The organism is Nitrosococcus halophilus Nc 4 (genome assembly GCF_000024725.1).
GTDB classification, from domain to species: Bacteria; Pseudomonadota; Gammaproteobacteria; order Nitrosococcales; family Nitrosococcaceae; genus Nitrosococcus; species Nitrosococcus halophilus.
Window position 1 is genome coordinate 1,529,239 of record NC_013960.1, and the last position, 26,982, is coordinate 1,556,220.

27 protein-coding genes and 1 pseudogene are annotated in these 26,982 nt (G+C 48.9%); 10 read left to right on the forward strand and 18 right to left on the reverse strand.

Annotated elements, in window-relative coordinates:
- Positions 1–3 precede the first annotated feature (3 nt).
- The 4 genes and pseudogenes from NHAL_RS21825 to NHAL_RS07340 all read left to right on the forward strand — a co-directional run.
- Positions 4–186 (forward strand): annotated as a pseudogene (locus NHAL_RS21825) (IS607 family transposase); the annotation flags it as partial.
- On the forward strand, positions 164–502 hold the full coding sequence (locus tag NHAL_RS21830; protein ID WP_238985467.1) for a helix-turn-helix domain-containing protein: 339 nt from the start codon (positions 164–166) through the stop codon (positions 500–502). The pseudogene NHAL_RS21825 and the gene NHAL_RS21830, both read left to right, overlap by 23 nt.
- 5 nt (positions 503–507) lie before the next feature.
- Complete coding sequence (locus NHAL_RS21835) at positions 508–843, forward strand: transposase (RefSeq protein ID WP_238985468.1); 336 nt, start codon at positions 508–510, stop codon at positions 841–843.
- A 50-nt stretch (positions 844–893) separates the two neighbouring features.
- Positions 894–1,265 carry an antitoxin Xre/MbcA/ParS toxin-binding domain-containing protein gene (locus NHAL_RS07340; RefSeq protein WP_013032539.1) on the forward strand — a complete coding sequence of 124 codons (372 nt, stop codon included), beginning with the start codon at positions 894–896 and terminating at the stop codon, positions 1,263–1,265.
- 736 nt (positions 1,266–2,001) lie between these two features.
- Here the strand turns inward: NHAL_RS07340 and metA are convergent.
- The 5 genes from metA to NHAL_RS07365 form a co-directional block, all read right to left on the reverse strand.
- Complete coding sequence (metA, locus tag NHAL_RS07345; RefSeq protein WP_013032542.1) at positions 2,002–3,093, reverse strand: homoserine O-succinyltransferase MetA; 1,092 nt, start codon at positions 3,091–3,093, stop codon at positions 2,002–2,004.
- Positions 3,094–3,130: 37 nt separating this feature from the next.
- Positions 3,131–3,976, reverse strand: coding sequence for a hypothetical protein (locus tag NHAL_RS07350; RefSeq protein ID WP_013032543.1), 846 nt, complete (start codon positions 3,974–3,976; stop codon positions 3,131–3,133).
- A gap of 472 nt (positions 3,977–4,448) precedes the next feature.
- Positions 4,449–4,901: an OsmC family protein gene (locus NHAL_RS07355; RefSeq protein WP_013032544.1), complete on the reverse strand. Its 453-nt coding sequence runs from the start codon at positions 4,899–4,901 to the stop codon at positions 4,449–4,451.
- A 46-nt stretch (positions 4,902–4,947) separates the two neighbouring features.
- Positions 4,948–5,427, reverse strand: a complete 480-nt coding sequence (locus NHAL_RS07360; protein ID WP_013032545.1) for a VOC family protein — start codon at positions 5,425–5,427, stop codon at positions 4,948–4,950.
- Between the two features lie 97 nt (positions 5,428–5,524).
- Positions 5,525–6,376 (reverse strand): NAD-dependent protein deacetylase, encoded by an 852-nt coding sequence (locus tag NHAL_RS07365; protein ID WP_203434368.1) that lies wholly within the window; start codon positions 6,374–6,376, stop codon positions 5,525–5,527.
- A gap of 74 nt (positions 6,377–6,450) precedes the next feature.
- On the opposite strand from NHAL_RS07365, the gene NHAL_RS22215 reads away from it, so the two are divergent.
- Positions 6,451–6,585 carry a hypothetical protein gene (locus tag NHAL_RS22215; RefSeq protein ID WP_275261078.1) on the forward strand — a complete coding sequence of 45 codons (135 nt, stop codon included), beginning with the start codon at positions 6,451–6,453 and terminating at the stop codon, positions 6,583–6,585.
- 21 nt (positions 6,586–6,606) lie between these two features.
- On the opposite strand, the gene NHAL_RS07370 is transcribed toward NHAL_RS22215, so the two are convergent.
- The 5 genes from NHAL_RS07370 to NHAL_RS07390 all read right to left on the reverse strand — a co-directional run bounded on the left by NHAL_RS07370 (position 6,607) and on the right by NHAL_RS07390 (position 13,221).
- The gene (locus NHAL_RS07370; RefSeq protein ID WP_013032547.1) at positions 6,607–7,749 is read right to left on the reverse strand and encodes a glycosyltransferase family 2 protein; all 1,143 of its coding nucleotides are present in this window, start codon (positions 7,747–7,749) and stop codon (positions 6,607–6,609) included.
- Between the two features lie 67 nt (positions 7,750–7,816).
- Positions 7,817–8,575: an MlaA family lipoprotein gene (locus NHAL_RS07375; protein ID WP_013032548.1), complete on the reverse strand. Its 759-nt coding sequence runs from the start codon at positions 8,573–8,575 to the stop codon at positions 7,817–7,819.
- A gap of 16 nt (positions 8,576–8,591) precedes the next feature.
- Positions 8,592–9,869 (reverse strand): alpha/beta fold hydrolase family protein, encoded by a 1,278-nt coding sequence (locus tag NHAL_RS07380; protein WP_013032549.1) that lies wholly within the window; start codon positions 9,867–9,869, stop codon positions 8,592–8,594.
- A gap of 560 nt (positions 9,870–10,429) precedes the next feature.
- A complete protein-coding gene (locus NHAL_RS07385; protein ID WP_203434369.1) occupies positions 10,430–12,406 on the reverse strand; it encodes a multicopper oxidase family protein in 1,977 nt (658 codons plus the stop codon).
- A gap of 212 nt (positions 12,407–12,618) precedes the next feature.
- Positions 12,619–13,221: a sigma-54 dependent transcriptional regulator gene (locus tag NHAL_RS07390; RefSeq protein ID WP_013032551.1), complete on the reverse strand. Its 603-nt coding sequence runs from the start codon at positions 13,219–13,221 to the stop codon at positions 12,619–12,621.
- A 519-nt stretch (positions 13,222–13,740) separates the two neighbouring features.
- On the opposite strand from NHAL_RS07390, the gene NHAL_RS07395 reads away from it, so the two are divergent.
- A complete protein-coding gene (locus tag NHAL_RS07395) occupies positions 13,741–14,841 on the forward strand; it encodes an alkene reductase (RefSeq protein ID WP_013032552.1) in 1,101 nt (366 codons plus the stop codon).
- Positions 14,842–14,871: 30 nt separating this feature from the next.
- On the opposite strand, the gene NHAL_RS07400 is transcribed toward NHAL_RS07395, so the two are convergent.
- The 8 genes from NHAL_RS07400 to NHAL_RS07435 form a co-directional block, all read right to left on the reverse strand.
- Entirely contained in the window at positions 14,872–16,542 is a 1,671-nt protein-coding gene (locus NHAL_RS07400) for a hypothetical protein (protein WP_013032553.1), read from the reverse strand.
- A complete protein-coding gene (locus NHAL_RS19730; protein ID WP_013032554.1) occupies positions 16,539–17,342 on the reverse strand; it encodes a lytic transglycosylase domain-containing protein in 804 nt (267 codons plus the stop codon). The genes NHAL_RS07400 and NHAL_RS19730 overlap by 4 nt, the downstream gene beginning before the upstream one ends.
- A gap of 2 nt (positions 17,343–17,344) precedes the next feature.
- Positions 17,345–17,926 carry a hypothetical protein gene (locus NHAL_RS19735; RefSeq protein WP_013032555.1) on the reverse strand — a complete coding sequence of 194 codons (582 nt, stop codon included), beginning with the start codon at positions 17,924–17,926 and terminating at the stop codon, positions 17,345–17,347.
- A complete protein-coding gene (locus NHAL_RS07415) occupies positions 17,923–19,515 on the reverse strand; it encodes a hypothetical protein (RefSeq protein ID WP_041354719.1) in 1,593 nt (530 codons plus the stop codon). The genes NHAL_RS19735 and NHAL_RS07415 overlap by 4 nt, the downstream gene beginning before the upstream one ends.
- Positions 19,516–19,553: 38 nt before the next feature.
- Positions 19,554–20,450 carry a coiled-coil domain-containing protein gene (locus NHAL_RS07420; protein WP_013032557.1) on the reverse strand — a complete coding sequence of 299 codons (897 nt, stop codon included), beginning with the start codon at positions 20,448–20,450 and terminating at the stop codon, positions 19,554–19,556.
- A complete protein-coding gene (locus tag NHAL_RS07425; protein ID WP_013032558.1) occupies positions 20,450–21,115 on the reverse strand; it encodes a hypothetical protein in 666 nt (221 codons plus the stop codon). Before NHAL_RS07425 ends, NHAL_RS07420 begins: the two co-directional genes overlap by 1 nt.
- Before the next feature lie 10 nt (positions 21,116–21,125).
- The gene (locus NHAL_RS07430; RefSeq protein ID WP_157862505.1) at positions 21,126–21,635 is read right to left on the reverse strand and encodes a hypothetical protein; all 510 of its coding nucleotides are present in this window, start codon (positions 21,633–21,635) and stop codon (positions 21,126–21,128) included.
- A 117-nt stretch (positions 21,636–21,752) separates the two neighbouring features.
- Positions 21,753–22,430, reverse strand: a complete 678-nt coding sequence (locus NHAL_RS07435; protein ID WP_203434370.1) for a hypothetical protein — start codon at positions 22,428–22,430, stop codon at positions 21,753–21,755.
- Positions 22,431–23,086: 656 nt separating this feature from the next.
- Here NHAL_RS07435 and NHAL_RS07440 point away from each other — a divergent pair.
- From NHAL_RS07440 to NHAL_RS19740, 4 genes are read left to right on the forward strand one after another with little or no spacing between them, the layout of a single operon-like run.
- Positions 23,087–23,377, forward strand: a complete 291-nt coding sequence (locus NHAL_RS07440) for a hypothetical protein (RefSeq protein ID WP_013032561.1) — start codon at positions 23,087–23,089, stop codon at positions 23,375–23,377.
- Between the two features lie 49 nt (positions 23,378–23,426).
- The gene (locus NHAL_RS07445) at positions 23,427–24,395 is read left to right on the forward strand and encodes an acetoin utilization protein AcuC (RefSeq protein ID WP_013032562.1); all 969 of its coding nucleotides are present in this window, start codon (positions 23,427–23,429) and stop codon (positions 24,393–24,395) included.
- Positions 24,396–24,445: 50 nt separating this feature from the next.
- Entirely contained in the window at positions 24,446–25,864 is a 1,419-nt protein-coding gene (locus NHAL_RS07450; protein ID WP_013032563.1) for a YcjX family GTP-binding protein, read from the forward strand.
- The gene (locus tag NHAL_RS19740) at positions 25,861–26,973 is read left to right on the forward strand and encodes a YcjF family protein (protein WP_013032564.1); all 1,113 of its coding nucleotides are present in this window, start codon (positions 25,861–25,863) and stop codon (positions 26,971–26,973) included. Before NHAL_RS07450 ends, NHAL_RS19740 begins: the two co-directional genes overlap by 4 nt.
- Positions 26,974–26,982: the final 9 nt, after the last annotated feature.

Below are 26,982 nucleotides of genomic sequence, written 5' to 3' on the forward strand. Positions count from 1 at the left end.
GGCGAAATTCAAGGCATTGAGATTGTGATTATCCATAAAGGCGAGCCACCCAGTTTTGAGGAAGAGCTCGCCCAAGATGTTTTAGAAATCATCACGGTATTTTCAGCCCGGTTATATGGAAGCCGAAGCAGAAAGCACCCGCAGACGATAGAGGCGCTAAAGCATGCTACTAGCACACAAAATTGAGTTGCGGCCCTCTATCAGCCAAGCCGCGTATTTAGATAAGGCGTGCGGGTCTAGGCGGCACTGTTATAACAAGCTGCTGGAGCACTTCTCTAAAGATGAGAATAAGTGGAGCAAGGCGGCGGCCTATCAGCACTACATTAAGGTTATCCGGTCTGAGTTCCCCTGGTATAGTGAAGTCTCAAGCCGAGTAACACGCAATGCGATTGATGACCTGGATAATGCTTTCAAGCACTTTTTTAGGCGAGTGAAGAAGGGGGAGAAACCTGGTTTTCCAAAGTTTAAGAAAAAGGATATTAACGATAGTTTCTCCCTGTAAAAGGCATGATTCGGAATCGCAAATTAGCCCGGTCAATAGTAGATGCAGGCTTTGGTATGCTGCGGCAATTTATCGAATATAAAGCCTATCTGCGTGGCTGCACGGTTGAGCTGGTGGATAGGTTTTTCCCCTCTAGCCGTATGTGCTCAGGTTGCAGCCAAATCCATGACATCACGCTGGCAGATAGAGCGTTGGCATGTGATTGCGGCCTAAGAATTGACCGCGATCTCAATGCCGCGATCAATTTAAATAGGTATCGTCGGGACACGCTCAAGTCAGACGTAAAACGCACACCAGAGCCGAGTAAGACCGCTCTAGCGGCATTGGTGTTGACGGTGTGAATAAGACTAGGTTTTCAGAGATTATCCTAGACTTTTATGGGCGGTGAATAATGACCCTAGTCCCTGGACTGCAAAGTCTCGAGGCCCGTCAAGGATTAGCTGAGGCGCTGAGGGAAACATTCGAGTGCTGGGCGCTGCATGAGAAAACCCAAGCAGAATTGTTGGGGCTAGCCAATGTGACAGCATTGCAACGGGGGGAACCGCTACCGGCGGACCGAAGTGTTCTGGAGCGGACCGGACATGTGCTGGCCATTGAGCGCTCCCTTAAGAAATTATTTCCCGGGCAGCCAGAGCGACGTGCCCATTGGCTGAGTACGCCCAACCCACGGCTTGGGGGATTAGCGCCCCTGACCATCATGCTAGGTGGGGTAAAGGGGATGAAAAGCGTCCAGTCGCTGACTGAGACACAGGAGGAATTATAAACACCTATCAAGATTCTGACTCTCCTCCCTTTTTCAAACTTCGCCTCGACCTCCTCAATGGGATCCCTCTTTGGGAAGGTAGCAATTTGGCTGAAAAAGGTCTTTAATCTGTTTAGTCTCACGATTAGCAAGGAACCCCGCCATGAAATCATCTGAAGCGAGCTCCTGGGTTAAGCCAATCCTCATTCCGTTGGCTTTCCCGCTGATTCTCGCTGCCTGCGACTCGCACCCAGAGGTGGCTTTCAAGCCCAAGGACCCCACGCACAAACTGGTATGCGAGTGCACATGCGAGATCTCTGGACCAACAGAAGTAGGGTTAGATACAACGGTGACTGTGGACCTACCCTCGGGAGGATGCGGAAGCCTGAACGGAGCAAAGTGCAGAATTGATAGCAGAGAGGGTAAAACAAAGTCGTGCGGCAAGGTAATTGTGCCGACTGCGCTTATACAAGTACAAGCGGTGGAGACGGTAAGACAGTAGACATCTTAGCTAGACCCTAATATGGGGGCTCAGAAGCCGTTGGCTCCCCCATTCAAGCCAAGCGTCTATATAGAGGGTGAGGGAAGAAGCTTGCTGTTGTTGATGGCGAATATGCTTCACCCAGTAAGTCCGTATTCATCGCAGGCCATGAGCGCCTGTTGATAGATGTCGGTGATTTCTTTTTCCAGCCTAGAGACAAATGGGGTGTAGTTCGCCCTTATCCATTCTGGTGCCATACACTGGGGAGGGCTCTCCTCAGGCAGTTTGCCCTAAGCTGACCCGCCGCAATCCCAGCGGATCATTGGGGTCAACGTCTTCCATGAAGGGCAGCCGGCGGTCATTATTGGTAATCTGATAGACATTTCCCATCCAATTGTTGATTACCGCTTCGGCGGTGTCGTGCCAAGTGTTATCTAAGTAGTCGACAATTAGCGGCTCTGGCAATTCGGGGAGGGGTAAGCCTTTATCCCGGGCCACAATCATTTGATCTTTATACTCCTCCAATATGGCCTGGATTTTCAGGGAAAAGTAGTGTTCAGGGAAGGGAGGATAGTGGTCCCGCTGTCCTTGGGCAAAGCGCAGGACTTCCCGCTTATATTCTTTCAGTAGACTGATGCTGTCATATTCCGGATGTCCCTGACAGAACACAATGCGGAACAAGTCCTCACTTACGGCCATGTGGACTCCCCCCCTTTCACTTTCCACCAGGACATGAAGGCCGGCTGCCTCAAATTGATCACGGCTGATCTCGTTGAAACGGGAGTGGGGGACATCAAAGCGGGTATTGACTCCCCGCACTAGGGGATGGGAGCGGTCCACTACCCGATGAGAATAGACGCCCCAGCGTTTAGCAGGCAACCGCTGCCGTTCTTGACCATAGCGAAACTCAAGGACGGCATGGGTCGCGAGGCAGGAGCAAAGGGTAGAGGTCACATTTTCGTAGGCCCAGCCAATGACTTCGATGAGTGGTTCCCAGAACGGCTCTAGTGAGAGGCGGGGCTGGGTGACATTGGCGCCGGTGATAATCAGCGCATCGAGTCCTTCCGCCTGAACTTGCTCAAAGGTTTCGTAATATCGCTCCACATAGTCAGTCGCTTCGGGACTCCGTTTGATCTCTTTCAGGGTAAAGGGATGGAGGTAAAATTGAGCAATCTGGTTGCTCTCGCCTATCAGCCGAAAGAATTGGCGTTCGGTTGCAGCTAGGGCGGCGTCAGGCATCATATTTAGCAGCCCAATATGCATCTCGCGAATGTCTTGGTGGAGCGCGACATCCCTCGGGATGACGGTTTCACCTTCCTGCTTCAGCCGCTCAAAGGCCGGTAAGTTAGAGTTAGCAACCAAAGGCATGGGTAAATTATCCGCTCTCTGTCGTATTACAAAAATCCTAAGGCTTTCTGCCTACCACGGTTTCCAGCAAACCCAGAAAATCGGCTTCGTCCTGAACCTGGGCGAGTTCATCGGTGGTAATAGTATACCCGTACTCATCAGCAATGGCCTGATAACGGGGAAGTCGAGAGTAAAAGAGTCGGGGAAACACCCACCGGACGAATTCATCGGGATCGATCAAAGCCACATAGGACAGGTTTTTTTCTTGCTGATAGAGGGTCAGTTGTTCATCCAAGAAAGACTCGCGGTAATAGAGAGGCTTTGGACCTTCTTCTGCCCGTCGAATAAGTTCCCGCTCGTCTTTTTCAGTGGCCTTGATATAGAGGATGAGCGTGTGCTGATCTAGGATTTGAAGTACCTCTGGATCATCGAGTTCAGAAATACTTCCGCCCGCGTCGTTGACAAAGTGCTGGTAGCCATAGATTTCCCGGGCTTTACGAATGAACTCCGGCACATCCTTCATGGCCGCAATTTCTGCCTGCCGATGCAACTCCTGGCGGCGCTTGAATTCCTTTAGACCTAATCCTCCTTGTTCTGGATTGCCAAGTTTGCCCAAAAAGCTAGACACCGGCTTTAAGTTATCAACATTAATGTTGTTGCAAATGTAAATAGAGTCGGAGTGTAGCAGATCGCGCAGAAAGGGAATCTGCATGGCTTGCTGCTTGATATTATCGAGGATGGCCTCATCCAGATAGCGAGTACCAATACGGTAATCCCCGGAGTAGTGAAACCAATTATGCTTACGCAGGATATAGGCCAGGCGTGTTTTGCCTACCCCTGACATTCCGAGAAGGGTAATGCATTTATTTTCCCAGGTTTGGAATTCTTTAACGCTAAGCTTCATATCAAATTTTGGGCTGCTAATGGAGTATGTGTATTGTACTAAGGCAAGATAGAAATATGAAAATCGGCTGTCCTTATGAGCAGGACGAGGTTTGCAGCTTCTCTCCAGCTACCTGCCGGAAACGGCCCTAAGGCCTTATTGATGCGCGCCCTCCCTGGCGCGCCCCCTTCGGGCCTCCTGCGGAGTTCCCGATTCGCTCCCGGCGAATCGGTCCGGCCTACCCTCTGGCCCCAAGATTATGTGTGGCCCGCTTGGGAGTTTTTGAGCCTTTTGCGGTTCTCCAGTAGGCCTTCTGGCAAACCCCTAACCTGGATAATTCATAAGATCACCACAAAGGCACTAAGAACACAAAGAAATCAAAAAGTTAAATAGATTAAAATAATTTGCTTCGTTAGCAATGAGCCTATCCATCAATTTTTCCCGATTGACTGAGATTCCCTCACCTTCGTGTCCTGGTGGTGAAAAATTCAGGCTAAAAGACGGGTTCAACAGCCACCTTGGTTAACACGGAATTGGCAATAAAGCAATTCTCATGGGCCTTTTTATGCATTTCTTCCAAAGTAGAGCGCTCTGGTGCAGGGCTGCCACTAAAAGTAATTTTAGGGCGTAAGGTAATGTGAGTTAAAGCCATTTTTCCTTGTTCATTTTTTTCCACGATACCGGTGGCATGATCCTCATAATTATCCACAGTCAGGCGTTTATAAGCAGCAATTGCCAGGAAAGTTAACATATGACAGCTCGATAGGGCGGCAATCATCGCTTCTTCAGGATTGACGAGTTGAGCATTCCCCAGATATTCAGGAGCAGCGGAGGCTGATAAGTTGGTGCCTCCTGGAAAATGCCAAGTATGAGCGCGATTGTAGTTTTTATAGGAAAAATCTTCCGTTTCTCGTTTCCAAGTGATATCGACGGTATATTCAGACATAGCCTGGGCCTCTCAGATTGCTTGCAGGTTAATTTTGAGTATTGAATTATTGGCCTAAATTTTTTTCTGGGGCCATTCCTTTGTCAGCAAGGGCTTGTACTGCTTCGTCAGATTTATCAAGCTGTTTAAGGCCCATACCACGTAATACATGGGGGGCTTTGGTAAACTGAATATCGCTGTACTGGACGATTTGTACCCGATTACCCCAGGGGTCGATGAAATCGAGAAATTCACCTGGTAAGAGCTTAACATTAAGTGCCTCAAGGGTTTTTTTGACCGTGTTTTTGTCATCGACAACCAAACCAAAGTGTCGGTGTTTATCTGGGCTTTGAGTGCGTTTTTCCATTAATGCAATAAATTGATCGCCTAAGTCGATGAAGGCCATGCTTTCGTGTCGTCCACGCAAGCTAAACTCGACAATCTGGCTGTAAAAATCCAAGGCAGCATTGACGTCATCTACTTCCAAGGCCACATGGTTGATTCCTAAAGCGCGTGCTTTGGTTTCTGGGGGGCTTTGCGTTGGCATGGCTACTTTACCTCCTCTGACTTAATGGCTCATTGTTCAGATACACCTACCCCTAATTATATGCCCTCTAGCTCAGGCCGTTAATTTTTGGAGAGTGCTAAATACCTAGCTGGGCAACGAGGGCGGGCAATACCTGGCTACAAGGGGCGGGTATTTTGAGGAAGAGTTTATCATCAGCGCGGGTGCGGCCCAGGTTGATTGCCGCGATGGGTTTGCATTGCTCCCAGGCAGCGCGGCAAAAACGATAGCCGGAGTATACCATCAAAGAGGAGCCCACGATCAGTAGCCCATCGGCATCTTCTAGATAAGCATAGGCCTGTTTGACCTTTTGGGAGGGAACGCCTTCTCCAAAGAAAGTTACACTAGGCTTTAGGATACCCGCACATTGCTCACAGGGAGGGATCTGGAATTGGCTAAAGTTAATGTCTTCCAAAAGGGCATCCCCATCGGGGGCAATTGCCGCTGAAAAGTTTTTGAAATCGGGGTTTTTCTCCTGAAGTCTCTGTTGAAAAGTTTCCCGGGGCCACTGCCATTGGCAATCGAGACATTCTACGGTATCGAGTCGGCCATGGAGGTCAAGGACTCGTCGGCTGCCCGCCTTTTGATGTAAACCATCCACATTTTGGGTGACCAATTGGTAGATCCAACCCGCCCTTTCCAAGCAGGCGAGTGCAATGTGGGCCGGATTGGGTTGGGCCAGGGCAATGCGTTGCCAGCCCAATAAACTGCGTGCCCAGTAACGCTTTCGGGCATTTTCACTGCGGATAAAATCCTGGTATTGCAGCGGCCGCTTATGTTTCCATTCCCCCTCAGCATCCCGATAATCGGGAATCCCTGATTCGGTACTGCAACCTGCCCCGGTGAGGACGAATAGGTGCTTGCTTTGGGCAACAAAATTGACCAATTCATCCATTAGAGGAGGGGGGGGGATAGGGGAAAAGGTTGGCATACGAGAATTTTACTGTATTTGCTATTATTTTGTAGTTTTTAGCGGCCCTTATCGTCGGTTCTGCCCTATGGTTTGTGGGCGAGTATTTTGCGGGTTGGAAGACGCCTTATTTGCTTTCTCTGGCGGGTGCGGTTTTGGCTTACCTGGGGGTTGCCGGTCTGGAAAAGATTCCAGTTGCTAAATGGCAGGTTGCCCGTCAGGAGAGTTGAGTGCAGAACAATCGTTGCCATTCAAACCTTATTTTTTCGCAATAGGCTCAGTGGATAGAAAGTATCGCGCCAGTGAATGCCGCCGCGAACAAGGGTGAGAAATGCTGATCGTGCCAGTGTGAAAACATAGAGCAAGAGGATGACCGGTTCAAATAGGACCTGATAGAAAGGGCAACTGGCGGCCCTAAAGAAGAGGCCAAATCCCCACATGGAAGCTCCGATGGTGGCTAGTGCAATGTACTTTGAAATCGAATCCCCTACCAGCAAGATGGCCCAAGGAAGTAAGCTGGTAGCAATGATCAGGGATAGACCTAAAAATAGCTTTCCTGCTTGATAATCTATGCCTGCTAGCACATTCTTCTCCAGGCCTTGCATAAAGGCCCTGAACGATGGATACCAGGCCAGACGTAAATCATCGAAGGCCGACCAACAATCCTGTCGATAGCCGCTTTGTTTAATGAGCTTACCCAGCTTCATATCGTCATCGGGACGGAGTGGTATTTTTTGGTGCCCCCCGATCTGCTCATAAACAGAACGACGCACCAAGTTGAAGGCTCCCAGCCCGATAAAATAGCGCGAGTTGGGGTTGCGGGCGAGCCAGGGTTTTATATATAAAGAAAAACTTTTGGCGAAAAGAGCCACTAGCAGGTTTACCAAAGGGCTGGGCGAGTAGACTCTAGGTCCTAAAGCTAAATGATCAAGGTTATGTTTTTCCAGTACGCCTACCGCTTTCTTCAATGCGGAGGCGGAGAAAAGAATATCGGCATCCGTAAACAGTAAAAGCTCGCCACTGGCTATTGCTGCGCCGGTGTGTAATGCATAATTCTTTCCTAGCCATTGATCGGGCAATTGCTCAATTGTAACGATTTGTAATCGGGGATGTTGTGCTTTAATTTGGCTTAGGATAATACCGGTTCGATCTTTTGAACGATCATTGACCACAATAATTTCAAAGTCTGGATAATCCATTCCTAGAACCGACCGCAGAGCCTGCTCGATTTCTGCTTCCTCATCTCGTGCAGGGATAATAATGGATACTTTAGGCCAGCCACGGCAAGGATTTTGGGGCTCAGGGGGAAGTAGGTGTAACTGGTGTTGTCCGTTGAGTAGGGTAAGGAGCTGCCAGAGGTGGAAAACCAATAATAATACAGCTAAATATAGCATTTTAGATGGCGTTCTAACGTGTAGTTTCGGTGTAAAGACTCAAGAGGGGGGATAGCCTGGAAACAAATTATTTAGCAATTTGAGCCTCCCTCACTTTGAGATATAAAAGACGGATGAGGTCGTATTCAAACGGTGAACCCGTCTCGTAGTAACGGAAGCTGGCGCGATGTCGTTGATCGACAGTCCGTGCAAAATAGAAGGGGATTTCAATTTCTTCATTATGTTCAAAATTAAAGGGGTCAATGGCATCAAAGACGAGGGAATCGGCTAATAAACCGGCGGTATCACGCAAGTTAGAAGGTCCGACGATAGGGAGTACGAGGTAAGGTCCTGGTCCTAAACCATAATGTCCGAGCGTTTGGCCGAAATCTTCCCGGTGCTGAAAAAATCCCAAGCGAGTAGCCGGATCCCAGATACCGGCAATACCTACAGTAGAGTTCACTACAAAGCGGGTTACTGTCTTTAAGGCTCTGGAGAATTTTAACTGTAGTAGCGTATTGGTAAAGTTGGTGATTTCTCCAATATTGGAAAAGAAATTTGAAACGCCCCTTTCGATGATATCTGGTGTGATAAACTCATAAGTGTTGACCACGGGCAGGAAAATATACTTGTCAAACTGATAATTGAACAAGTATACCACCCGGTTAAAAGGCTCTAGGGGATCGTAAACATTGAGTATGGGAAGTTCTTTTGCTTCTGGGTTTTCGCTTAGTGAATATTCAGGAGGTATAATCTTTTCTTGGCGGGGTTGGGATGCACATCCCTGTAAAATGAGACCCAGCAGCAGAACAAATACTATTTTTATTAGTGTAGAGCGCCGCATCATTGAGATTTATCCTCGGTTAGTTTAAAAAGAAATTCACCATATAAGCCACATTATCCTTATATCCCATATTTCCCAGATGACCCCCTCGGGGATAGATTTTGGCCCGGGACTGGAATACTTCGCGCAGATATTCGAGTTCGCCTGGAGCAAGAATGGGATCGTCTGCGTTGGTGACCATAGCGATTTTGTCGTTTTCCTTGAGATACGCTTCAATGCTCTTAAGGCTGAGACTATGGATAAGTTGTTTTCGTTTTAGCCCGGGATAGCGTGTTTCAAAGAAAGGGAAAAGATATTCATTGAAATAGTCAAGGAAACCGATGCGGAGACTGACCTTGAAATAATTAGTGAGGGAGTCGGTAAGTGAAAGTTTTAAATTTTTGGGTTTCACATAGCCGGAATTGGTAATGACGTCAGAGACAAATATCATGTTGGCCGCCGCCCAGCGGAAAGACAGCCCAATGACAGCGGCTAAGGTCTCTTCGCTGGGCTGGTATCGCTGGTAAGCTTTGTAGAGAAATTCATCATTGAATTCTACTTGCTCCTCGGTCCTATAGATTTCAGTAAATCGATTGATCACCCTATTGATGAAATCATTTAGGTGATCCATCCCTCCAGGAATATTATTGGCAAGTAGCTGATCCAAAATAGAGACGGAATTATACAAACTGACGGGAGGGTTGATCATCAGCACCTTTTTAAAATTAAAGATCTGTTTTTTATCATCTAAGCGAGCCACAAATGCGGCTTGGGCGCCTCCCAAACTGTAGCCTGTGAGATAAAAATCGGTGACTTCAATGTCCTCTTTTACCTGATTCCAGGCAAGTTGCATCACCCGGTACAGATCTGCGGAGTCCTCAACGACATGACCGGGCACCGAGTGGGTCGAAGCCGAGGTAACAAAATTGGGATGGGTAGGAGACGGTAATGAGATCACATGGAAACCGGCTTGGAATAAGGCTTTCTGTAAGATTTGCATGCCGGGGGCATTGGCGCTAGACCCCGTCCCGGAGATAGCAAAAACGAGGGGCGCCTTCTGTTTTTGAGCGGCCAGCAAGTACTCCAAACGTTTAGTGTACCAGAGCGTTTCTGGGATTTTGCGATCCTCGAAGACCGTAAGTTCTAAGGGCTTGATATTGATTTTATCCGGCAGATCTGCTTGTAATTGACGGGGTGTGCCGATTACGGTGGCCTCGTAAGAGTTGCTGATTGGATAGCCATAGGTGTGTGTATCGGCATAGAGAATGGGGTAGGGGGCAAAGAGAAAAGTTAAGAGGGTAATGATCCAGGTTCTCATGGGTGTTTGTTCTGTACAGATAGTTAATAAGCAAAGAATAACAATGGCTTGAAAGGGTACCAACGTATCGTCATTCTCAAACCATAACGGGGTCTGGGCATCATCGCAACTTTTTTAACTGTCCACTAGAGCGCTAGCCGTAGGCTATCATGCAGTCAGTCCAGGTCCTCCGAGCATTTCATCCACAGATACCCAACCCTTATTAACATTTCATAGTTGCAAATAAGCAACAAGAAATATAATTATATATCAGTCCCTTACCCTTAATGTGGGGGAGTGATTGTTAGCAATAAGCAACATCCCTGTCCGCAAGTCAATTCACAGCAAGCAGTGAAGCATTAGGCAATTAACTGATTTAAAAAGAAACAACTCTCTTTGGCATAATATCTGCCCATGGGGCAGACGCAATTACCTTAAAAAAATGATGCCAGATATAAACGGCGGCTATACGAAAAAATTCTCGGTGTCATTGATCTAATTGCTTTCTAGTTTACTCATCAAAAATAAAAACGTGCCGAAAAAATAAACAAGCATTTTGTTAGGGAAGGGGTTCTGAAATTTTATGGTGCACCATTCGCGGGGCAATTGGCCGGATCGCCAACACAGTATGGCCGCATCATTTCATTGTCCTCATGCTCAAGAATATGGCAGTGCCATACATAAAGACCGGGAATATCAAACTTGGCCTTGATCCGGGTGATTTCTCCTGGAAGGGCGATCACGGTGTCTTTGAAACCGGTCTCCCAAGGTTGAGGGTCAGAGGAACCATCATCACCAAAGGGTTGCCGGTTTAATACCTGGAATTGCACCAGGTGCAGATGGATGGGATGGGCGTCTTCCGTAAAGTTGTATATTTCCCAAATTTCGGTACTCCCCAGCGCCGGATTCTCCGTGATCGTATTTTCCCAAAATAGGGGGTTGGCCATACCGTTATGGAGTGTCCCTAGCAAAGCAGCAATGGGACCGAATTCCTCGGCTTCTGGAGAACAGCCTATTTGCTGCACTTTTCCTTTTTGCACCTTGACGCAGACTTCCTGGGACTCCTCCTCATTGAGGGATACCTGCCGTGTATGGGTGGATGGACCGAGTTCTTCGAAGGAAGGTAGCACTAGGGTATCTGGATTGGCGCTTGGGTCCGGTTCCGTAAGCGGGACGACCTGGAACTTCATCACTTGGCCTGTGGTTTCTGGATTGGCAGGCTCGAAATCCACTCCTGGGCGACCGCCCCCGAAGGGCTCGTCAGGACCCACATTGACTAGATAGATGGCCTCGCCAGGGGCAAACCCCGAAAAATCGACGATGACATCCGCCCGTTCTGCCGGGGCCATGAGGAGTTCATCGAGGGCCACCGGTTGGGGTAAGAACCCCCCATCGGCTCCAATCTGTACAAACTCATCTGTGAGATTAGACCAAGTAGTTGAGTTATCTGGCTGAGCAGCTGTTACGGCCTTCAAAATAAGGAAACGGGAATTCGAACCGTTCAAGAAGCGGAAGCGATACCTACGGGGCTCCACCTGGAGTACGGGCCAGGTCCTGCCATTCACCACCATGGTATTGCCAAAGAACTCGGGGTTCCAGATGGGAGGCACATCGGAGTCGGGAAGGAAGTCTATCTTAAGCTGGTCTGGTGACAAACCCTCGAAAAATGCCCGGTTATCCGGATAGAAAAGGGAACCATCCTCGTTGAAAGAGCGGTCCTGGATGGCAATGGGAATCTCGAAAAACTTTTGGGGGCCCTGCCGATTGCCATCAGGCTTTGGTGCCGAGCCAGGGAGGTTAAGGTTGTCCTCCTCCTCGCCACGGAGTAGATAGAAACCTGCCGGTCCCGCATAGACATTGAGCCGGGTGATGCCCAAGGCATGGTCATGATACCAGAGCGTAGCGGAGGGTTGGTCATTGGGATATTGGAATAGGGCATACCCCAAATTACCCGGATTGTCGTTATTGGGATCCGCATCGGTGGTCGTAATGTCACCAAAGAGGGTTCCCGACGGGTCAGAGCCTGGGGGGAGATTATTGGCGGCAGGCAGCCACCAAGCTTCAGGGTAACCATCGCTCTCAGGAGCCACCCGCATCCCATGCACATGGGTCACTATGGGGACTGGACCTGTATAGGTTTCTTGACTTTGGCCCCGGCAATCGGTCCGGGTCGTTCCATCGATGCAGTCCTGTGACGGGTTCGCCCAGTGCAGGGTCTGGTCTACGGGGAGCAGGTGGGGCAAAAAGTCGCCGTTCTCATCCACTAGGTTGTTGACCCACTTGACCCGAGTTGGTCTATTGACCTGGGCTTCAATAGTAAAGGCGGGATAGTTGCGGGTTTCGGGATGACCCACAGCCCCATAACTCCATACTGGGGTCTTTGGGAAACCCGTGCTGGGAAGGATCTGCTGCTGAAACTGCACCACCTCGATCTCATAGTAATCAATTGGCGGACCACCCTGCTGCATAATAGTGTCCGCTTTAGGCATGACTGGGGGAATGACCAAAGGGTCCACATATTTTGGAATGTCCTCGGCCGGCAGGAGGTCCGCTAACACGTTCGAGAAACTAATCCCTAAAAAAAGAAGAAGCGAGCAGATAAAGGGCATCGTGGTCCCTCCTTAAGTGGGTGCGACAGTGCATGGTGCGTTGCGCTAGTGGTCTAGAAATTGATTTGCTCGAAGCGTATCCATTAATTGTTTCTTTAGTAGGCTATTTATTTAACCCTCTCTAGCAGAGGGAGCCAAGTTATCGGGAGATGGCTAAACTATTAAAGATAGGGCAAAAACAATACCAGAAGAAATATGGTGCCGCCGCTGGCGGCTTCGATCCGTCCAATTTTACGCCGAGCCGCGCCAGTGAATGCTCCTTTCTCGTGGCCAAAAAGCTCGCTTTGGATAAGAGAGGGCGGCAGAGCCGCGCAGTTAACAGCCTCAAATGGTCCTTGGCGTTGGGAGTAGTGATGGATCGCCCGGGCAACCAATTCCTTGCCCGTGCCGCTTTCGCCCCTAATCAGTACCGGGGCATTGACTGCCGCGATTTTTTGGATATCGTGGTTCAGTTTGCACATTTGTGGGTTTTTACCCACGAGTAAATGATCCAGAAATGGTTCCACCATTGGGGGCTTTTCAGCAAGGCAGGCAAGCTTAGCCATGCCTAGGGCATGGCCCAAAGTGATCTGTAATCGTGGCATATCCAGGGGCAGGGTATGGTAGTCAAAAAAGCAGCCGCTGATGAATTCATTCAGTGTCTTGTTTTGGGGAAAGGTTGCGGGCACCAATGCGATCCACTGCATGGCTACTGATGAACAGCATAAGTCTGCTAATTTAGTAACTTCTGCTTGACTGATTTCTGGATTCAGCAGTGGTTTCATGAAGCTGGTAACAGGTTTTCAATTCTGCCAGGCTTGGAATAACCTCCGAAGGGGACGGCTTTAGCAACAAGAGCGGGATGTTCCTTTCTGAGAAAGGTAGCTTTTGGCTAACCATTGTGTTGATTTTATACATTACCTAGTATGACCCCTATCGGTGCTTCCCTGGGAATCTTTTAGCTGGAATTTATCTTAGGTAACACACTTATATTTAATATATATAGCACAATAGTGCTAGCAATTTTTATTCATAAAAATCAATTTGTTAAAGTTCGAAGACGAATAAAATGCAAGTTAGCACTATCCTTAAGTTGGGTTTAATTTGGTAAGTTATTGATTGTTGTGGCAAGTTTGCCCAAAGTTGCCCGAAGTATTGATAGTAAAATCTTAGAAACCAGCCTTTCAGGGGAGGAGTATCCGGTTCATTGGCATCTTGAATCACTATGTCCTTATTGGCCTACTCCCTTGGGCTAGACTGAGCCCATAGCCTGTTATTTTTTATAGAATTATTGAGGTTCCCTTATGCCAAATGCTCAGAAGCCAGTGATAGGCCTTTTCTTGCCCCTTAAATTGGGTCCCTATGAGTTGCCTAATCGAATGGTGATGGCGCCCCTCACCCGTAACCGAGCAGGGCCGGGCAATGTCCCTCAAGAAATGAATGCCGTCTATTATGCTCAGCGGGCCTCAGCGGGTCTAATTATTAGCGAAGCAACGCAGGTTTCGCCCCAGGGCGTGGGTTATCCCCATACACCGGGGATCCATAATAAGGAACAGGTGGCTGGCTGGCAGCGGGTGACAGCAGCGATCCATGAGCGGGGAGGACGTATTTTCCTACAGCTCTGGCATGTGGGGCGCATTTCCCACCCCTCGCTGCAGCCAGGAGGGGCGCTGCCAGTGGCGCCTTCAGCCATTCGGCCCACCGGGCAGGCCATTACCTACCAGGGCATGCAACCGTTTGTGACCCCTCGCGCTTTAGCCATAGATGAAATTCCCGACACCATAGGGCAGTTCCGGAGTGCTGCTCGCTATGCCCTGGAGGCTGGATTTGATGGCGTAGAGATCCATGCTGCCAATGGTTATCTGTTGGATCAATTCCTGCGAGATGGGACCAACCAACGGACTGATGCTTACGGTGGCTCTCTGGAAAATCGGACCCGTCTTTTGGGGGAAGTCACCGAAGCAGTCGCTTCGGTATGGGGCAGTGAGCGGGTAGGGGTACGGTTATCGCCTTTAAACCCTTTTAATGACATGTATGATTCCCATCCTGAAGAAACCTTCAGCTATGCGGTTGAGAAACTCAATCCTTTGGGTCTGGCCTATCTCCACGTGGTGGAAAGTAAGATTGGAAATACCGGCGATGCAGGTCCTGGTTTCGATACCCGCAAACTGCGGGATATTTTCACTGGCCTCTACATGGCCAATGGCGGCTATGACCGGGAACGGGCTGAAGCCGTATTAGCCGCAGGTGAAGCGGATCTGATCTCATTTGGCACCTTGTTTATTGCCAACCCAGATCTCCCGGAGCGGTTTGCACGTTATGCTCCCTTAAATGCACCCGATCCAGAGACTTTCTATGGGGGAAATGAAAAGGGTTATACGGACTATCCTTTTCTTGAGAGCTGAGAAGCCGTTTTAAAAATGCCCAACGCAAATTTAACGTCTACTGTGTTGAGTATGCCAAAGTTTTATTCCTTTCCATTCTACGCGCCGGCCACTTTCTGCGGTTAAAGCCTCTAGGCGTCCTAGCCAAGAAGAGGGGGAAGTACGGCTAAGCCACTGGTTTTTGCACAGTCCCAACTGGTTGGCAACAAGGCTTGCATACTGGCGCGACCCATGAAGGAATTTCCTTTCCACCATTGGCCTGACATGAATCCATTTATCATCCAGTCTTTTACCAATGGTTTGCTCTGCGATTGCAATGGCATAGATCCAGCTCTCCCCCGTCATCTTATCAAGTTCTAAAAACTGTATTTTTTCTATGGGCAGGGGGGAGCGGTAAATTTCCCCCTTTCTTAGGCGGACGCCAGCGGGATGGAGGCCTTTGCAAGGAGGGGGAATCATCCACCTTAATTGCCCTCGGCTATTTTGTCCGACCAGTAAAAGACGAGCAGGATGATTGACCGCCACTTCCACCAGCAGGCAAGGCGTTTTAGCGAAAACGTCTCCTAGTAGCCCTGCCCATCTTTCCCCAAACCAGCGGCTTTGGGTCACACACTCAACCCAGTTGGGAATAGAGCGAAGATGAAGCCTGTTAATCAAAGCCCTAGGCCTTTGAAGTATTGCCTGCCGGGGTTTAGGTTCTATGGCTCGAGCCTCTGCCTCTGAGGGAGGTAAAGATTGAATAGGTGGCGGGGAAGGAAGGGTCGATGGGGGTTGGGGCGTGGCCGTTTGCCTCGGAGTGATAGGGGGTTCTGAGAGGCGCACATAAGCTTTGGTCTGGGTGCCGGGGAGGTAGCGCTGGTCTTGGGTATGACGTAGCGTCACCCAGACTTGGTAAAGGTTATGGTGGAGGGAGTAGACTTGGCTCTCTAAAATAACAGTCGCTTGTTGGGGATCGTTGACTACCTGTACCTTGTGGAAGCGGCCGAGGTAATGGTCGACCAAGTCTAGAGCAGTCCGAAAATAAGGCAGGTTTTCGCTCGTTGGAGGTTGGGCATAAATGACCACTTCTTCTGGGAGTGGGCTATGGCGCAACAGGCAACTCAGGTTATGGGCCAGATAGGAAGCCAACAGATCAGGCTGGTGAGCGGAAAAAGGCAGAGGCCGGAGTCCTCGTAAATATTCGTCTTTATGGCGACGACTTAAGGCTTCTTGTTGCAACCGGGAAAGTTGACCGCGCCAAGATTGATGAAAACCTGAAACCCATTGTTTGTGGTGCACATCTAAGGCGCGCACCGAAACCTCTACAGTTTTGTCTAGCGGTGAACTATGAATATCCACGCCAATATAGTAACGGGCCTGGCTAAACTCGCCACATGCAAGATCCGCTAGGCGGCGGGGATGCTGCCAAGGACGAGTGGCAGGGCGCCAAAGGGGGTTGACGCCAGGAGTGTCGAGCAAAGCCCCCATCATCCGATCTCGGACATAGCGGGTGAGGTCGTCAATCTCTGGCTGAATATCGTCCCCTTTTATGCTCACCACGAGAAAGGACTGGTTCTTGAATTTGGGGTGCTGGCTAAGGTGTTTCGCCACGTAGGGGACCAATTCGGTATCTACCCATTGAGTGAGCTCGGAAGGCGTCCCTTGATTCCCAGAATGAGAGATTACGGTGCAGGCGGTAACCACCAGCGCACAAGAGAGTAAAGGGATTAGGGTTAGGTTCATCTGCTTAGGCTGACCCCAAAGTTTTGCAATAACTGCTTACCCTTACTGAGTTCAGTCCGATTCCGGTAGAGCAAGACAACCCGAAAACGGTTTAATCCAATATGGAACCAGTCCAAGCGTAGGGAAGGTGCTTGAGCCTTTAAGTAACTGATAAACGCCTCAGCCCGATAGGGTCGGTGAAAGACCAGAATTTCAAGCTTACCTTCCCTGTCATAGGGTACCCGTTCCCCTTCAGGTGCGCCTGAACGACCCTGGACATACTGTAGATGGCGATAAATGTAACCGCTATACCAATGGGCGCCTTTAGGAATCTCGCTCGCTCTGGCACCGACCTGGATGTTCCCTGGACCATAATTGTAGGCCGCTAATGCAAGATGCAGGTTGTTTTGGTAACGATTTAGGAGTTCACGCAGATACCGGGCCCCCGCCTGCACATTGGTACAGGGATCATAAAGTTCATTGAGCCGCTGAATGCCGAGATGTTTGGCGGTCACAGGCCAGCGAATCTGCATTAAGCCATAGGCATCCCGGTTTGAACGCGCTCTGGGATTAAAGTCAGATTCACCTCTGGCGATGGCGAGAAGCAAGGTTAGAGGTAACTCAAATTTTTCCGCCGCTTGACGGAAGCAATGTTCATGGGGATAACGTAGTTCAGGTTCTATCTCTGCTTGAGTAGTGAAATACTGCTGCCAGTTTTTCTCCAGGTCGAAAGTAGAGGGCAATGGGTGAGAGGTGGCAATGACCGCTAGCGGAGCTAACAGCAGTCCTATCCATAGCAGGGGGGCAGCAAAAGATTTCATGGCTATCTCGTAAAGTTAAGCTTAAGGCCAGTGCGATCCTCTATTAATTCGATGTGGCGCTGACGCTCCTCTTCATCGCGGTAAGGAAACTGGATGAAATAGGTGTTCGCCGACTCTCTGGCGACTTCAATATCAAGTCCGGTAATTTCACTGATTCTCTGGGCAAAGCCATTGGCAGAAAGTGAATTGCTAAAGGGTTTCCAGAACACCTGCCAGGATAGATTTGATTTGGTCTTTTCTATAGGACTCGGATATTCAGTAGGTTCTGGAAGAGTAGGTGGCCCAGGCCTCGCTATTTCGAGCTGGGGTCCTGCCTGCGGCGATAACGGGGAGTCAATGGTGTCCGTTGATTTTGAAGCGCCTATATCGGCATGGGCTTCAGAACTTTCCTCTTTAGGTTCTACTGGTAGCTGGTTTTCTCCGAGCTTAGGGGAATCTATGGTGTAGCGAGAAAGCAGTTCCTTCCATTTCTTGGGGACTTCCCCGGTAAGCTGCTGCCAGGTGGCAGGCTCGTTTTCTTGGATATACCAAATTCCTACCCACCCGATAAGGGCGATACCCGTAATGAGGCCAAGAAATTTCATGGCTGGACCTCATAAATGCATTGATTCGCTTGACATGAAGGGAAAGGCACGGTTTTCCATTCGACAAGTTGGTCATTTTCAACAAGCAACTGATTCAGATAGATCTTCCAGGAAGAAAAGGATACCTGCTGGTTTTTACACAATCCCAGCCTAGTGGCAATGCTCCGGGCGCGCTGATGGGGGTTGCGGCTTAATTCCTGATCCACCATGGCTATCACATAAATCCATCCCGTTCCTGGCATATTGTAAAAGTCCTTAATCTGTATCTTTTTCTTTTGATGGGGCAAGGGATAGTGAAATGTTTCCCCCGCTTTGAGGAAGATACCTGCGGCTTGATTGCCTTCGCAGGGGGAAGGGATAATCCAACTCAATTCTCCTTGGCTATTTTGCCCTATAATCAGGAGGCGCAGCGGTTTGTTGACAGAGACCTCCATAATTAGGCAGGGACTATGGGTAAGTAGATCTTCGAGCCTGACAGCTTCCCCTTCCCTGAACCGCCAGCGTTCAGTCGTGCAGTTGACTTGATTTTGGGTCATCAGAAACCGCAGTGAGTCAATAAAAGTGCTCGATCTTCTCGTCAGCTTAACCTGGTGTTGAGGAATTAGGTTGGGATTGGCAGCAGCGCTGGGAGCAACAACGCCAGTGGATGAAGCGGGAGGAATTTCAGGTTTTGGCAGAGGGGTGCTAGGGTGGCTCCTAGAGGGCGGTGTTTCCGGCAACCGTACATAGGCCTCTGTTTCTGTCCCCGGAAGGTGGTGGCTGCCTTGGGCTTCGCGCAGAGTTACCCAAACTTGATAGAGGTGGTCGTGGAGATAATATACTTGGCTTTCCAGAATGACCCGGGCTTGTTGGGGGTCGCCGGTGATGTGTACTTCCCGAAATCGTCCCAGGTAATTATCGACCAAATCTAAGGCGGTGCGAAAATAGGGGTGGACCTCGGTCGTCGGGTGTTGGGCATAAATGAGCACTTCGTCGTTGGTTTGGCTGTGGCGTAGTAAACAGCTCACGTTATGGGCCAGATAGGAGGCTAACAGATCGGGCTGGCTAGCAGTGAAAGGCAGAGGCCGGAGGCCACGGAGATATTCATCTTGATGGTGGCGGGCCAGGGCATCTTGTTGTGCCGGGTTAAGTTGACCCTGCCACGATTGGTAAAAACCAGAAACCCAGTTGTTTTGTTGTGCATCCAGGGCTTGAATAGAGACTTCCATGGTTTTGTCCAAGGGGGACACTTGGATATCCACGCCGAGGTAATAACGAGCCTGGCTAAACTCACCACAAGAGAGATCCGCAAGGTAACGGTGATGTTTCCAAGGACGAGTGGCAGGACGCCAAAGGGGATTGACACCGGGGGTCTGCAGGAGAGCGGCCATGAGCCGATTGCGAATATAATGGGTGAGGTCGTCAATATCTGACTGGATATTGTCACCTTTCATGCCGACCACGAGAAAAGGCTGGTTCTTAAATTTGGGATGCTGGCTGAGCTGTTTGACCACATAAGGGACCAGCTGCTTATCAATCCAGTGGGTCAGTTGACGTGGGGTGTCCTGCTCCCTGGAGCTCGGGTGTGATGCGCACCCCACAAGTAGCATTAACGAGGCACAAAACGTTATAAAATTGAGTATCCGGTTCATCGATTAGCAGACACAAAGGTCACTGTGCTGTTTTTTTCTATTACCAGATTACCCCCTGAGTGTTGTGACATTAAGCGGGAAATCTGGCTTCGAGTCTGTTCAGGTAAAATCACCCCCCACGTTAAGCGTAAGGGGTCAAATGCGGTAATGGTTTTCTTGATTGCTAGGAGATAATCCTGGGGAACCGTCTGGGGATCCATCTCATAAAATTGACCAGGCATGCTGGTCGCCTGGAAATGGTTTCCCTGAGGCTTGGCCTCCAAGTGCCAAGCACGTTTTCCTAACATGGCATAAAGTTTTACTTGGTGGGTTCTCACCAAAAAGGCAAGCGCTTCCTCAGAAGCAAAATGTAAATTAAATCCTTGTGCTGGCGGCTTAGGTGTTAGCGGCTCTGGGGCTATTTGTTGCTGTTTGGAAAGGGTATTACGCTTTGCGGCGAATTCTTTTTCTAGAGCAGATAGGGCGCGATTCTGGGTTTCAATTTCTTGGTGGAGATCAACCAGGGATCGTTGTCGCTGTTCAATCTGCTGATTAAGCGCCGTTAATTGCTGTTCTCGTTCAAATAAAGCTTGCCTAGCCTGTTGCAGTGAGCGGCTTACCTGCTCCCTTTCTTTTCTGACCTGCGCTGTTTGCTGGGTTTGAATTTCTTTCAAATGGTGAATTTTTTTCTTTAACCTTTCTACTTCTTGGGTTAGTTGCGCCGGATCTTCAAGCTCAGGCTGATGATCTGTAGGTCCCATCTGCAAACTTTGAACGAGCGCAAAGATAGCCATTAAAACTAGACCGAGAATAGCCATAAATCGCATGACATCGGTCTGCAACATTTCTATTTCGTGGGGACCACTGTCCCTTCGGGTTTGGGAAGGTTGCAAGGTCCACCAAAGATCGCTCATCAGTATTCCTCTCTCTGTCTAGTATTGATATTAGCCAATTCTGATAAACGACATTCAATGTTGCACAATATTGTTCTAAACTCTTCGCTCTGGTGCTTAGCCAACTCTCTATAATAGGTCTGTAAACGAGCCCCAACGGTTATCGCTTTATTCAAGCGGAGCAAATAACCTCCCACCGCACCAAAGATCGTTGTCGATAAGGCCAATAAGATCCCTCCATCGACTAGGCGCTGGAGGATGGTAAAGGCGCCTAACTCGGCTGCTGAAACAGGATTCAGATCACCCAATGCGGTCAGCAATGCATTGCGTATACCAATAGCCGTCCAGATTACCCCAATACCAAAAAACAAATTAATCCAGATATCCAATAAGTGTTCCGTTTGGGCCACCTTATCGGGGGGAGGGTGAGGTAATTTTAGATATTGATTGAGTCGGCCAAGTGAATAGATGTAAAGGATTAAGGTGAGCGTAAACGGAATCAAGGAAAGCCGAAGATTATTGTAGATCCACAATAGGAATGGATGAATATCAGGGAGAGCGGGGGTAGAGAGCGCAATAACGTGGGTCATATTGAGAAGGTAAAGAAGGCCTAACCCAAGCACCATGGCGCCACATGCCCCCACCATTACGCCTTTGATAAAATCATGCCATCCGCGCCGATTCATGAGAGATTTCCTAGCGAGAAGTAGCACAGGCGGTACAAGTCGCTTCAAGTACAGTCAATATTGAATCATGGAGAGAATTAGCTCGGGCGTAAGCGCGTTTGTTAGCCATAATTTTGAGCAACCCCTTATCTTTCTGCCGTAATTCTTCTTTCATGTTATGAACAATTTCATCCTTCATCCGGCAGGTATAGGCGCAATTGCTATACTCGTTCGGCAATGAAACAAACTTGGCATTAAAGTAACGGTTGTAATACTCTTCAGCATTACGCCGGGTAATGATGTCTTGAGAATTAGCCCAGATCAGAAACTCGCTGAAATGTTCACTGTGTTGGGGATTTGGATCACCCGCTGCTGTGTCAAGTAAACGATCAAAATAGGCATCAAAGCGAAAATGGCATTCACTGCGACTGAGTTCTTTTCGCGTATGCGTGAAGGCTTGTTTTACACCTGTTGTTTGGGGAAGGGTACATTCAGGTGGTGGAGCAGGTGTGGTTTGACAGCTCGATAACCACAATGCCATGGATATTACTATGCTGTTATATAGGGAAAGCCGCAGTATGAATTGGGGAAGCATAGCCTATACCTCCAGGCGCTGGTTATTGATGTCTTTGGATCGGATTCTCATTATTAATCAGGCTCAGAACTTCAAAGGGCTTTGATATTCTTCAGGGAAAGTGCCAGCAGGAGGCAATGTCTCGTAGGCTGTGGCCATATCCTTTTCTCCCAGCAAGATCTTTTTTACACCGGTCACAACTTCATGCATTTCTGGCGTTACGGAGCCAAATTGATTCCGGAGTTCGATCATTAACCGGGCACGATTGATTTCCCCCTGGGTGAGCTGAATTAATTCCAGGACTTCCTTGCTATCCAAATAAATATCTGCTGCCGCCAGGGCTACAGAATTACCCCCCGTATGGGAGCTAGCTTGTAAAACAAGATTATAGTATTGGCGAAATCGCTCGCTTAGGCGGCCGCTAGAATGCCTCCGGGACTTCCTATTGGAGAGCTGATTATCGCCAGCAGTCTCTGAAACCAGAACTTCTTGCAAATCCCGGGCAGTCAGCTTTTGCCCTAGTTCTTGACGCAGACGATTCTCTAAGCTGTCAATAGTGGCTTGGACTGAGTGTTCAATTTGTGGCAATTGACTATCCATAAGGGAAAGCATTTCTAGGTATTTATTCCCCATTTGTTGGGAAATCTGGGAGCAGCCTTCGTCACCTTCGTAGCCCTCACATTTGCTTTCCTGGTAAAGTTTCCATTGCTGCTCCATATCGGCAATCACATCTTGCAGACTTATTTCCATATCTCTAGCCACTTGGCCTGCTTCTTTGACATTTTCTATCACAGTGGTGGGGAAGAGGCGGATGGTGGGGGGTTGTGCTCCTACTGCAAAAGAACTCCAAAATAAAAGAATACTGGATAAAACCCCACCCCAGAAAAATTGGAGTAAGACTGAAATTTGAAATAGTTTTGGATTTTGACTGACTATAGCGTTGTTAGAGCTCACGACAACCTCCTTTAAGGGGGGATTTTTAGTGATGGGAGGGCGGGCAGCGATAACTGGGGGAATAGCTAGAGCACTCGCAAAAAATATTCCAAAGGCTAGAGATATTCCTAGGATGGAGGTCATCTGCATTTCCTCCGTAGAGAGGTAAACACATCTCGTTTAGATGGCCTAACTTGGCTCGATTCCCCCATTTCCATTGCTTTAAAATAGCCAGATAAACAAAGGGAAATAAAAACAAATTTCTATAAAACAAATGGTTGTAGAAAATAATTAAAATAAACTTCATATAACTTAGAAGATACCATCTTTATTTCTCTAGCAGAGAAAATGGTTTTTTGCACTATATTTTTATGGTCCTTGATGGCGATTTCAGGACTGATGCTTTGCTTTCGTTTATTAAACATAGAATCTAAGCTATTGTTATAGATAGGCGTTTTACGTTGGGATGAGAAGAGGGATGGGTTATGAATATGGAAGAAGAGATCCAAAACTTAGAAAGTAGACTGGTCAAGTTTGATCAGGAAATTGGTCAATTGGAGGTAGAGATAGAAAAGGGTAATCAAAAGCTTAAAGAAGATCTACGCCCTCAATTGGAAGCTATCAGGCAGCGACGTCGGTACGCCGAGGAACGGCTTGAAAAAGCTCGACTCGAGAAGGCCGAGTCGTGGCTGGACGAAGATTTCCGGGCGGGCCTTCTAGCGATCTTCGATGATATTGGACGGCGGATTGATTCTCTTTTTGGTCGGGTGAGTTGAGTTTTTTTCAGCAATTAAAGGTGGATTCCTGAACTTCAAGTGGTGCCTGATGGACAAAGATGTTTGTGTTTATATTGGGGAGTTACTCCAGCGCTATAATTTTGGTGAAGGGCACCCTTTTGGTCCCCTTCGACAAGGTGCTTTTATCGATGAATTTCATCGCCAGGGGCTTGATCGAGAAGTGATGATAGGGGAGCCGGGTATGGCTACCCAAGAAAATATTGAATGGTTTCATACCCCTGACTATGTCGAAAAAGTTAAACGCCTTTCCAGGGCGGGGAGAGGTTACCTGGATTATGGTGATACCCCCGTTTTCCCAAGTGTTTATGAGGCTGCCGCTGCGGTTGTGGGGACCGTGCTAAAAGCTGTGGACGCCATTATCACTGGGTCCTGCCGGCGTGCTTTTATCCCCATTGCTGGCTTGCACCATGCCCGGCGTGATACTGCTGCCGGTTTTTGTGTTTTTAATGACTGTGGTGTGGCTATTGAGGCATTACGGCGACAGTATGGGGTGCAGCGGATAGGGTATGTGGATATTGATGCCCATCATGGAGACGGGGTGTTGTATGGTTTTGAGGAAGATCCCCATGTCATTATTGTCGATCTCCATGAGGATGGGCGTTATCTCTATCCGGGTACTGGATCCGCCGATGAAACGGGCCTAGGCCCTGCTGTGGGCACTAAGCTAAACCTTCCTATGTCACCTGGGGCAACGGATAGGCAGTTTTTAGAGTCCTGGGAGCAGGCGGAGGCATTCCTAAGGCAGGGTCAGCCGGAATTTATTTTATTTCAGTGCGGTGCAGATAGCCTGGCCGCCGATCCGATTACCCACTTGGGATATAGCCAGGAGGCCCATGCCCATGCGGCAGAGAGTTTATGCGCCATTGCGGATAAATATTGCGCAGGGCGTATTCTTGGTTTAGGAGGAGGGGGGTATAACCTAGATAATCTTGCCAAGGCATGGTGCGCTGTGGTTCAAGCCTTTGCCACTGTAAAGAGTAGTTCGTCCGCCTCTTAGCTCTCTGCTCTCTGGAAAATGGGATATCCACTGATATTGGAAGCAGTCTGATGGTAGTAGATATTGGCCTCGATCGTGCTGACATAGAGGCACTTAGACGACGGCTCAGTAGCGGTGCGAGTGATCTCGCTCACCGAGCCCTTAATCGTTCTGTTCGGTTGGCAGTGACAGGGCTTAATAAGAGTGGGAAAACGGTTTTTATTACCTCTTTAATTCACCATTTGTCCCATGGTTCCCAATTACCCTTTTTTAAAGTCGCCAGTGAAGGCCGTCTTGTGGGAGCCAAAATTATTCCACGGGCAGAAAGTGAACTCCCGGAGTTTCGTTATAGGGAATTTGCTGAAAAGTTGACCGGCAGGCCTCCTTCCTGGCCGGAGCCTACCGATCGGATCAGTGAAATCCGCCTGGCTATCCGTTATCGCCCAGGGACTATGCTGCGGCGGCGAGTGACTCCATTGAGCACCCTGTATCTAGATATCATTGATTATCCAGGAGAATGGCTCCTAGATCTGACACTTCTAGACAAGTCTTTTGAGGATTGGTCTCAGCAGGTGCTCGAACTTTGCAAGCAGGAGCCCCGAGCTTCATTATCGAAAGCGTGGTTTGATTTTCTCAACAGCTTGGACCTGACTAAAACCGCTGAAGAAGAAACCATGCAACAGGCCGCGGTACTTTACAGCGAATTTCTTCACCGCTGTAAGGCAGGGGGACTGACCCTCCTTCAGCCGGGGCGTTTCACCATGCCGGGAGACTTGAAAAATACGCCTATTCTTGGTTTTTGCCCCCTTCCCCCAGTAGCAGCACCGCCGGAGCGAAGTTTCTATAGCGTCATGAGCCAGCGTTATGAAGCCTATAAAGATCGTGTGGTCAAACGGTTCTATCAAGAACATTTTGCACGCTTTGATCGGCAGATTGTGCTGGTGGATCTACTCAATATTCTCAACCGGGGTTATGAGTGCTTTCATGATATGAGGGAGACGCTAGCTTTAACACTGGAAAGTTTTTCCTATGGCCGTTCAGGTTTGATTCGTCGCCTCTTTAGACCCCGCATTGATCGGGTTCTATTTGCCGCCGCCAAGGCGGACCATGTGGCTGCCAATCAGCACCACAATCTTCGACTTTTGCTCGACCAACTGATCTCGGAAGCCGCAGAAGAAGTTCGTTTTAGTGGTGTGGAGATGGATACAATGACTCTTTCTTCGGTCAAATCGACAGAAACTGTGGTCACAGATCATGAAGGAGGCAAGCTTTCTTGTGTCAAGGGTGTGCCTGAGGGGCGGGAACGTGAGGTGTTGTTATTTCCAGGAGAAATCCCAGAAACTATTCCTACCCCTGAAGATTGGGTTGAGGATCGTTTCCGCTTTCTTTCTTTCCAACCCCCCCCTGTTTCAGAAGCCCCTTCTAGAACGCTGCCTCATATCCGCTTGGACCAAGCCTTAGAGTTTCTCCTAGGAGACAAATTGATATGAGTCATAAACATTGGATTCCACCCGTGGAAATTGAGTCTGAGCCAAGGCAAGTGAGGGATAAAGAAAAGCGCAGGCCTTCTTCCCCCCGGGTGCTTGCAGAGGAAGGTGAACGCGCTTTTATGGACTATCTTAGCAAGAGCGAATTTACAGAGAGAGATAAAAATTTTCCCCTGGAAAGGGATATTGAGCGTCTAAGGCAGCAAACCTTACGACAGCGACGCCGTGCCTTCCGCTGTTTTTTGGGCGCTGCTGCCGCTTTGCTAGCAAGCCTCGTGGTGCTTGATACGGTAACTTTCCTCGGTGATATGTTTGAACGGGGTCTGTTGCTTGGCCTTTTCTTTACGGGTCTCTTTGGCCTTCTTTTGGTGGCCATCGTGGTATGGGTTCGGGAGCAGATGCGGGATATTTGGCGGATGCAAGATATTTCTGCTTTCCAAGAGGAAGCAAAACACCTGGTTGAGGAAGGAGGCCATGGTACTGCTACAAATTTAGTCGCTCGCATCGAGACACTTTATTCGAATCGCTCAGATTTGGATCCAGAGCTTGAAATTTTCCATTCCATGGTGACGGATGCCCATAGCGATGCTGAAGTACTGGAATTATTCACCAAGCAAGTGTTACGTTCCCTGGATGAGCGCGCTTATGGAGTGGTAGTCAAGTATGCTTCCCAGACTGCGCTAGTAACTGCGATCTCACCTTTAGCCTTGCTTGATGCGGTTCTTAGCCTATGGCGAAATATGCGCATGGTGCGAGAAATTGCAACCCTCTATGGAGGCCGCCCTGGATTTGCTGGATCTTTTGTTTTAGTTCGAGGGGTGCTGGGAAATCTTGCACTGGCCGGTGTTTCAGAAATCATCGCAGATACGGGTGCGGAAGCTTTTGGCGGTACCTTTCTAGCATCTTTATCGGCCCAGGCGGGGCAAGGGGCCTCCATGGGTATCTATACGGCACGAGTGGGGATGATCACTATGCGCTTATGCCGTCCAATCCCATTTAGTGGAGAAGAGCGTCCCTATCTCACTCGTATTCGTAGGCAGGTGATCAGGGCGGTGCGTGAAGCCATGGCAAGCGCGAGCAAGCCTGAGAATCAGCCGCGCCCAGAAAGTTGAGGGGGCTTT

Coding starts and splice junctions, on each gene's coding strand:
- NHAL_RS07420 (WP_013032557.1), bottom strand. CDS start 20,450: ATGAGCGATCTTTGGTGGACCTTGCAACCTTCCCAAACCCGAAGGGAC.
- NHAL_RS19740 (WP_013032564.1), top strand. CDS start 25,861: ATGAGTCATAAACATTGGATTCCACCCGTGGAAATTGAGTCTGAGCCA.
- NHAL_RS19730 (WP_013032554.1), bottom strand. CDS start 17,342: ATGAAATCTTTTGCTGCCCCCCTGCTATGGATAGGACTGCTGTTAGCT.
- NHAL_RS07360 (WP_013032545.1), bottom strand. CDS start 5,427: ATGCCAACGCAAAGCCCCCCAGAAACCAAAGCACGCGCTTTAGGAATC.
- NHAL_RS07375 (WP_013032548.1), bottom strand. CDS start 8,575: ATGATGCGGCGCTCTACACTAATAAAAATAGTATTTGTTCTGCTGCTG.
- metA (WP_013032542.1), bottom strand. CDS start 3,093: ATGCCTTTGGTTGCTAACTCTAACTTACCGGCCTTTGAGCGGCTGAAG.
- NHAL_RS07450 (WP_013032563.1), top strand. CDS start 24,446: ATGGTAGTAGATATTGGCCTCGATCGTGCTGACATAGAGGCACTTAGA.
- NHAL_RS07445 (WP_013032562.1), top strand. CDS start 23,427: ATGGACAAAGATGTTTGTGTTTATATTGGGGAGTTACTCCAGCGCTAT.
- NHAL_RS07365 (WP_203434368.1), bottom strand. CDS start 6,376: ATGCCAACCTTTTCCCCTATCCCCCCCCCTCCTCTAATGGATGAATTG.
- NHAL_RS07430 (WP_157862505.1), bottom strand. CDS start 21,635: ATGGCATTGTGGTTATCGAGCTGTCAAACCACACCTGCTCCACCACCT.
- NHAL_RS21835 (WP_238985468.1), top strand. CDS start 508: ATGATTCGGAATCGCAAATTAGCCCGGTCAATAGTAGATGCAGGCTTT.
- NHAL_RS07425 (WP_013032558.1), bottom strand. CDS start 21,115: ATGAATCGGCGCGGATGGCATGATTTTATCAAAGGCGTAATGGTGGGG.
- NHAL_RS07340 (WP_013032539.1), top strand. CDS start 894: ATGACCCTAGTCCCTGGACTGCAAAGTCTCGAGGCCCGTCAAGGATTA.
- NHAL_RS07350 (WP_013032543.1), bottom strand. CDS start 3,976: ATGAAGCTTAGCGTTAAAGAATTCCAAACCTGGGAAAATAAATGCATT.
- NHAL_RS07380 (WP_013032549.1), bottom strand. CDS start 9,869: ATGAGAACCTGGATCATTACCCTCTTAACTTTTCTCTTTGCCCCCTAC.
- NHAL_RS07395 (WP_013032552.1), top strand. CDS start 13,741: ATGCCAAATGCTCAGAAGCCAGTGATAGGCCTTTTCTTGCCCCTTAAA.
- NHAL_RS07390 (WP_013032551.1), bottom strand. CDS start 13,221: ATGAAACCACTGCTGAATCCAGAAATCAGTCAAGCAGAAGTTACTAAA.
- NHAL_RS07415 (WP_041354719.1), bottom strand. CDS start 19,515: ATGCTACTTGTGGGGTGCGCATCACACCCGAGCTCCAGGGAGCAGGAC.
- NHAL_RS19735 (WP_013032555.1), bottom strand. CDS start 17,926: ATGAAATTTCTTGGCCTCATTACGGGTATCGCCCTTATCGGGTGGGTA.
- NHAL_RS07355 (WP_013032544.1), bottom strand. CDS start 4,901: ATGTCTGAATATACCGTCGATATCACTTGGAAACGAGAAACGGAAGAT.
- NHAL_RS07400 (WP_013032553.1), bottom strand. CDS start 16,542: ATGAACCTAACCCTAATCCCTTTACTCTCTTGTGCGCTGGTGGTTACC.
- NHAL_RS07370 (WP_013032547.1), bottom strand. CDS start 7,749: ATGCTATATTTAGCTGTATTATTATTGGTTTTCCACCTCTGGCAGCTC.
- NHAL_RS21830 (WP_238985467.1), top strand. CDS start 164: ATGCTACTAGCACACAAAATTGAGTTGCGGCCCTCTATCAGCCAAGCC.
- NHAL_RS07440 (WP_013032561.1), top strand. CDS start 23,087: ATGAATATGGAAGAAGAGATCCAAAACTTAGAAAGTAGACTGGTCAAG.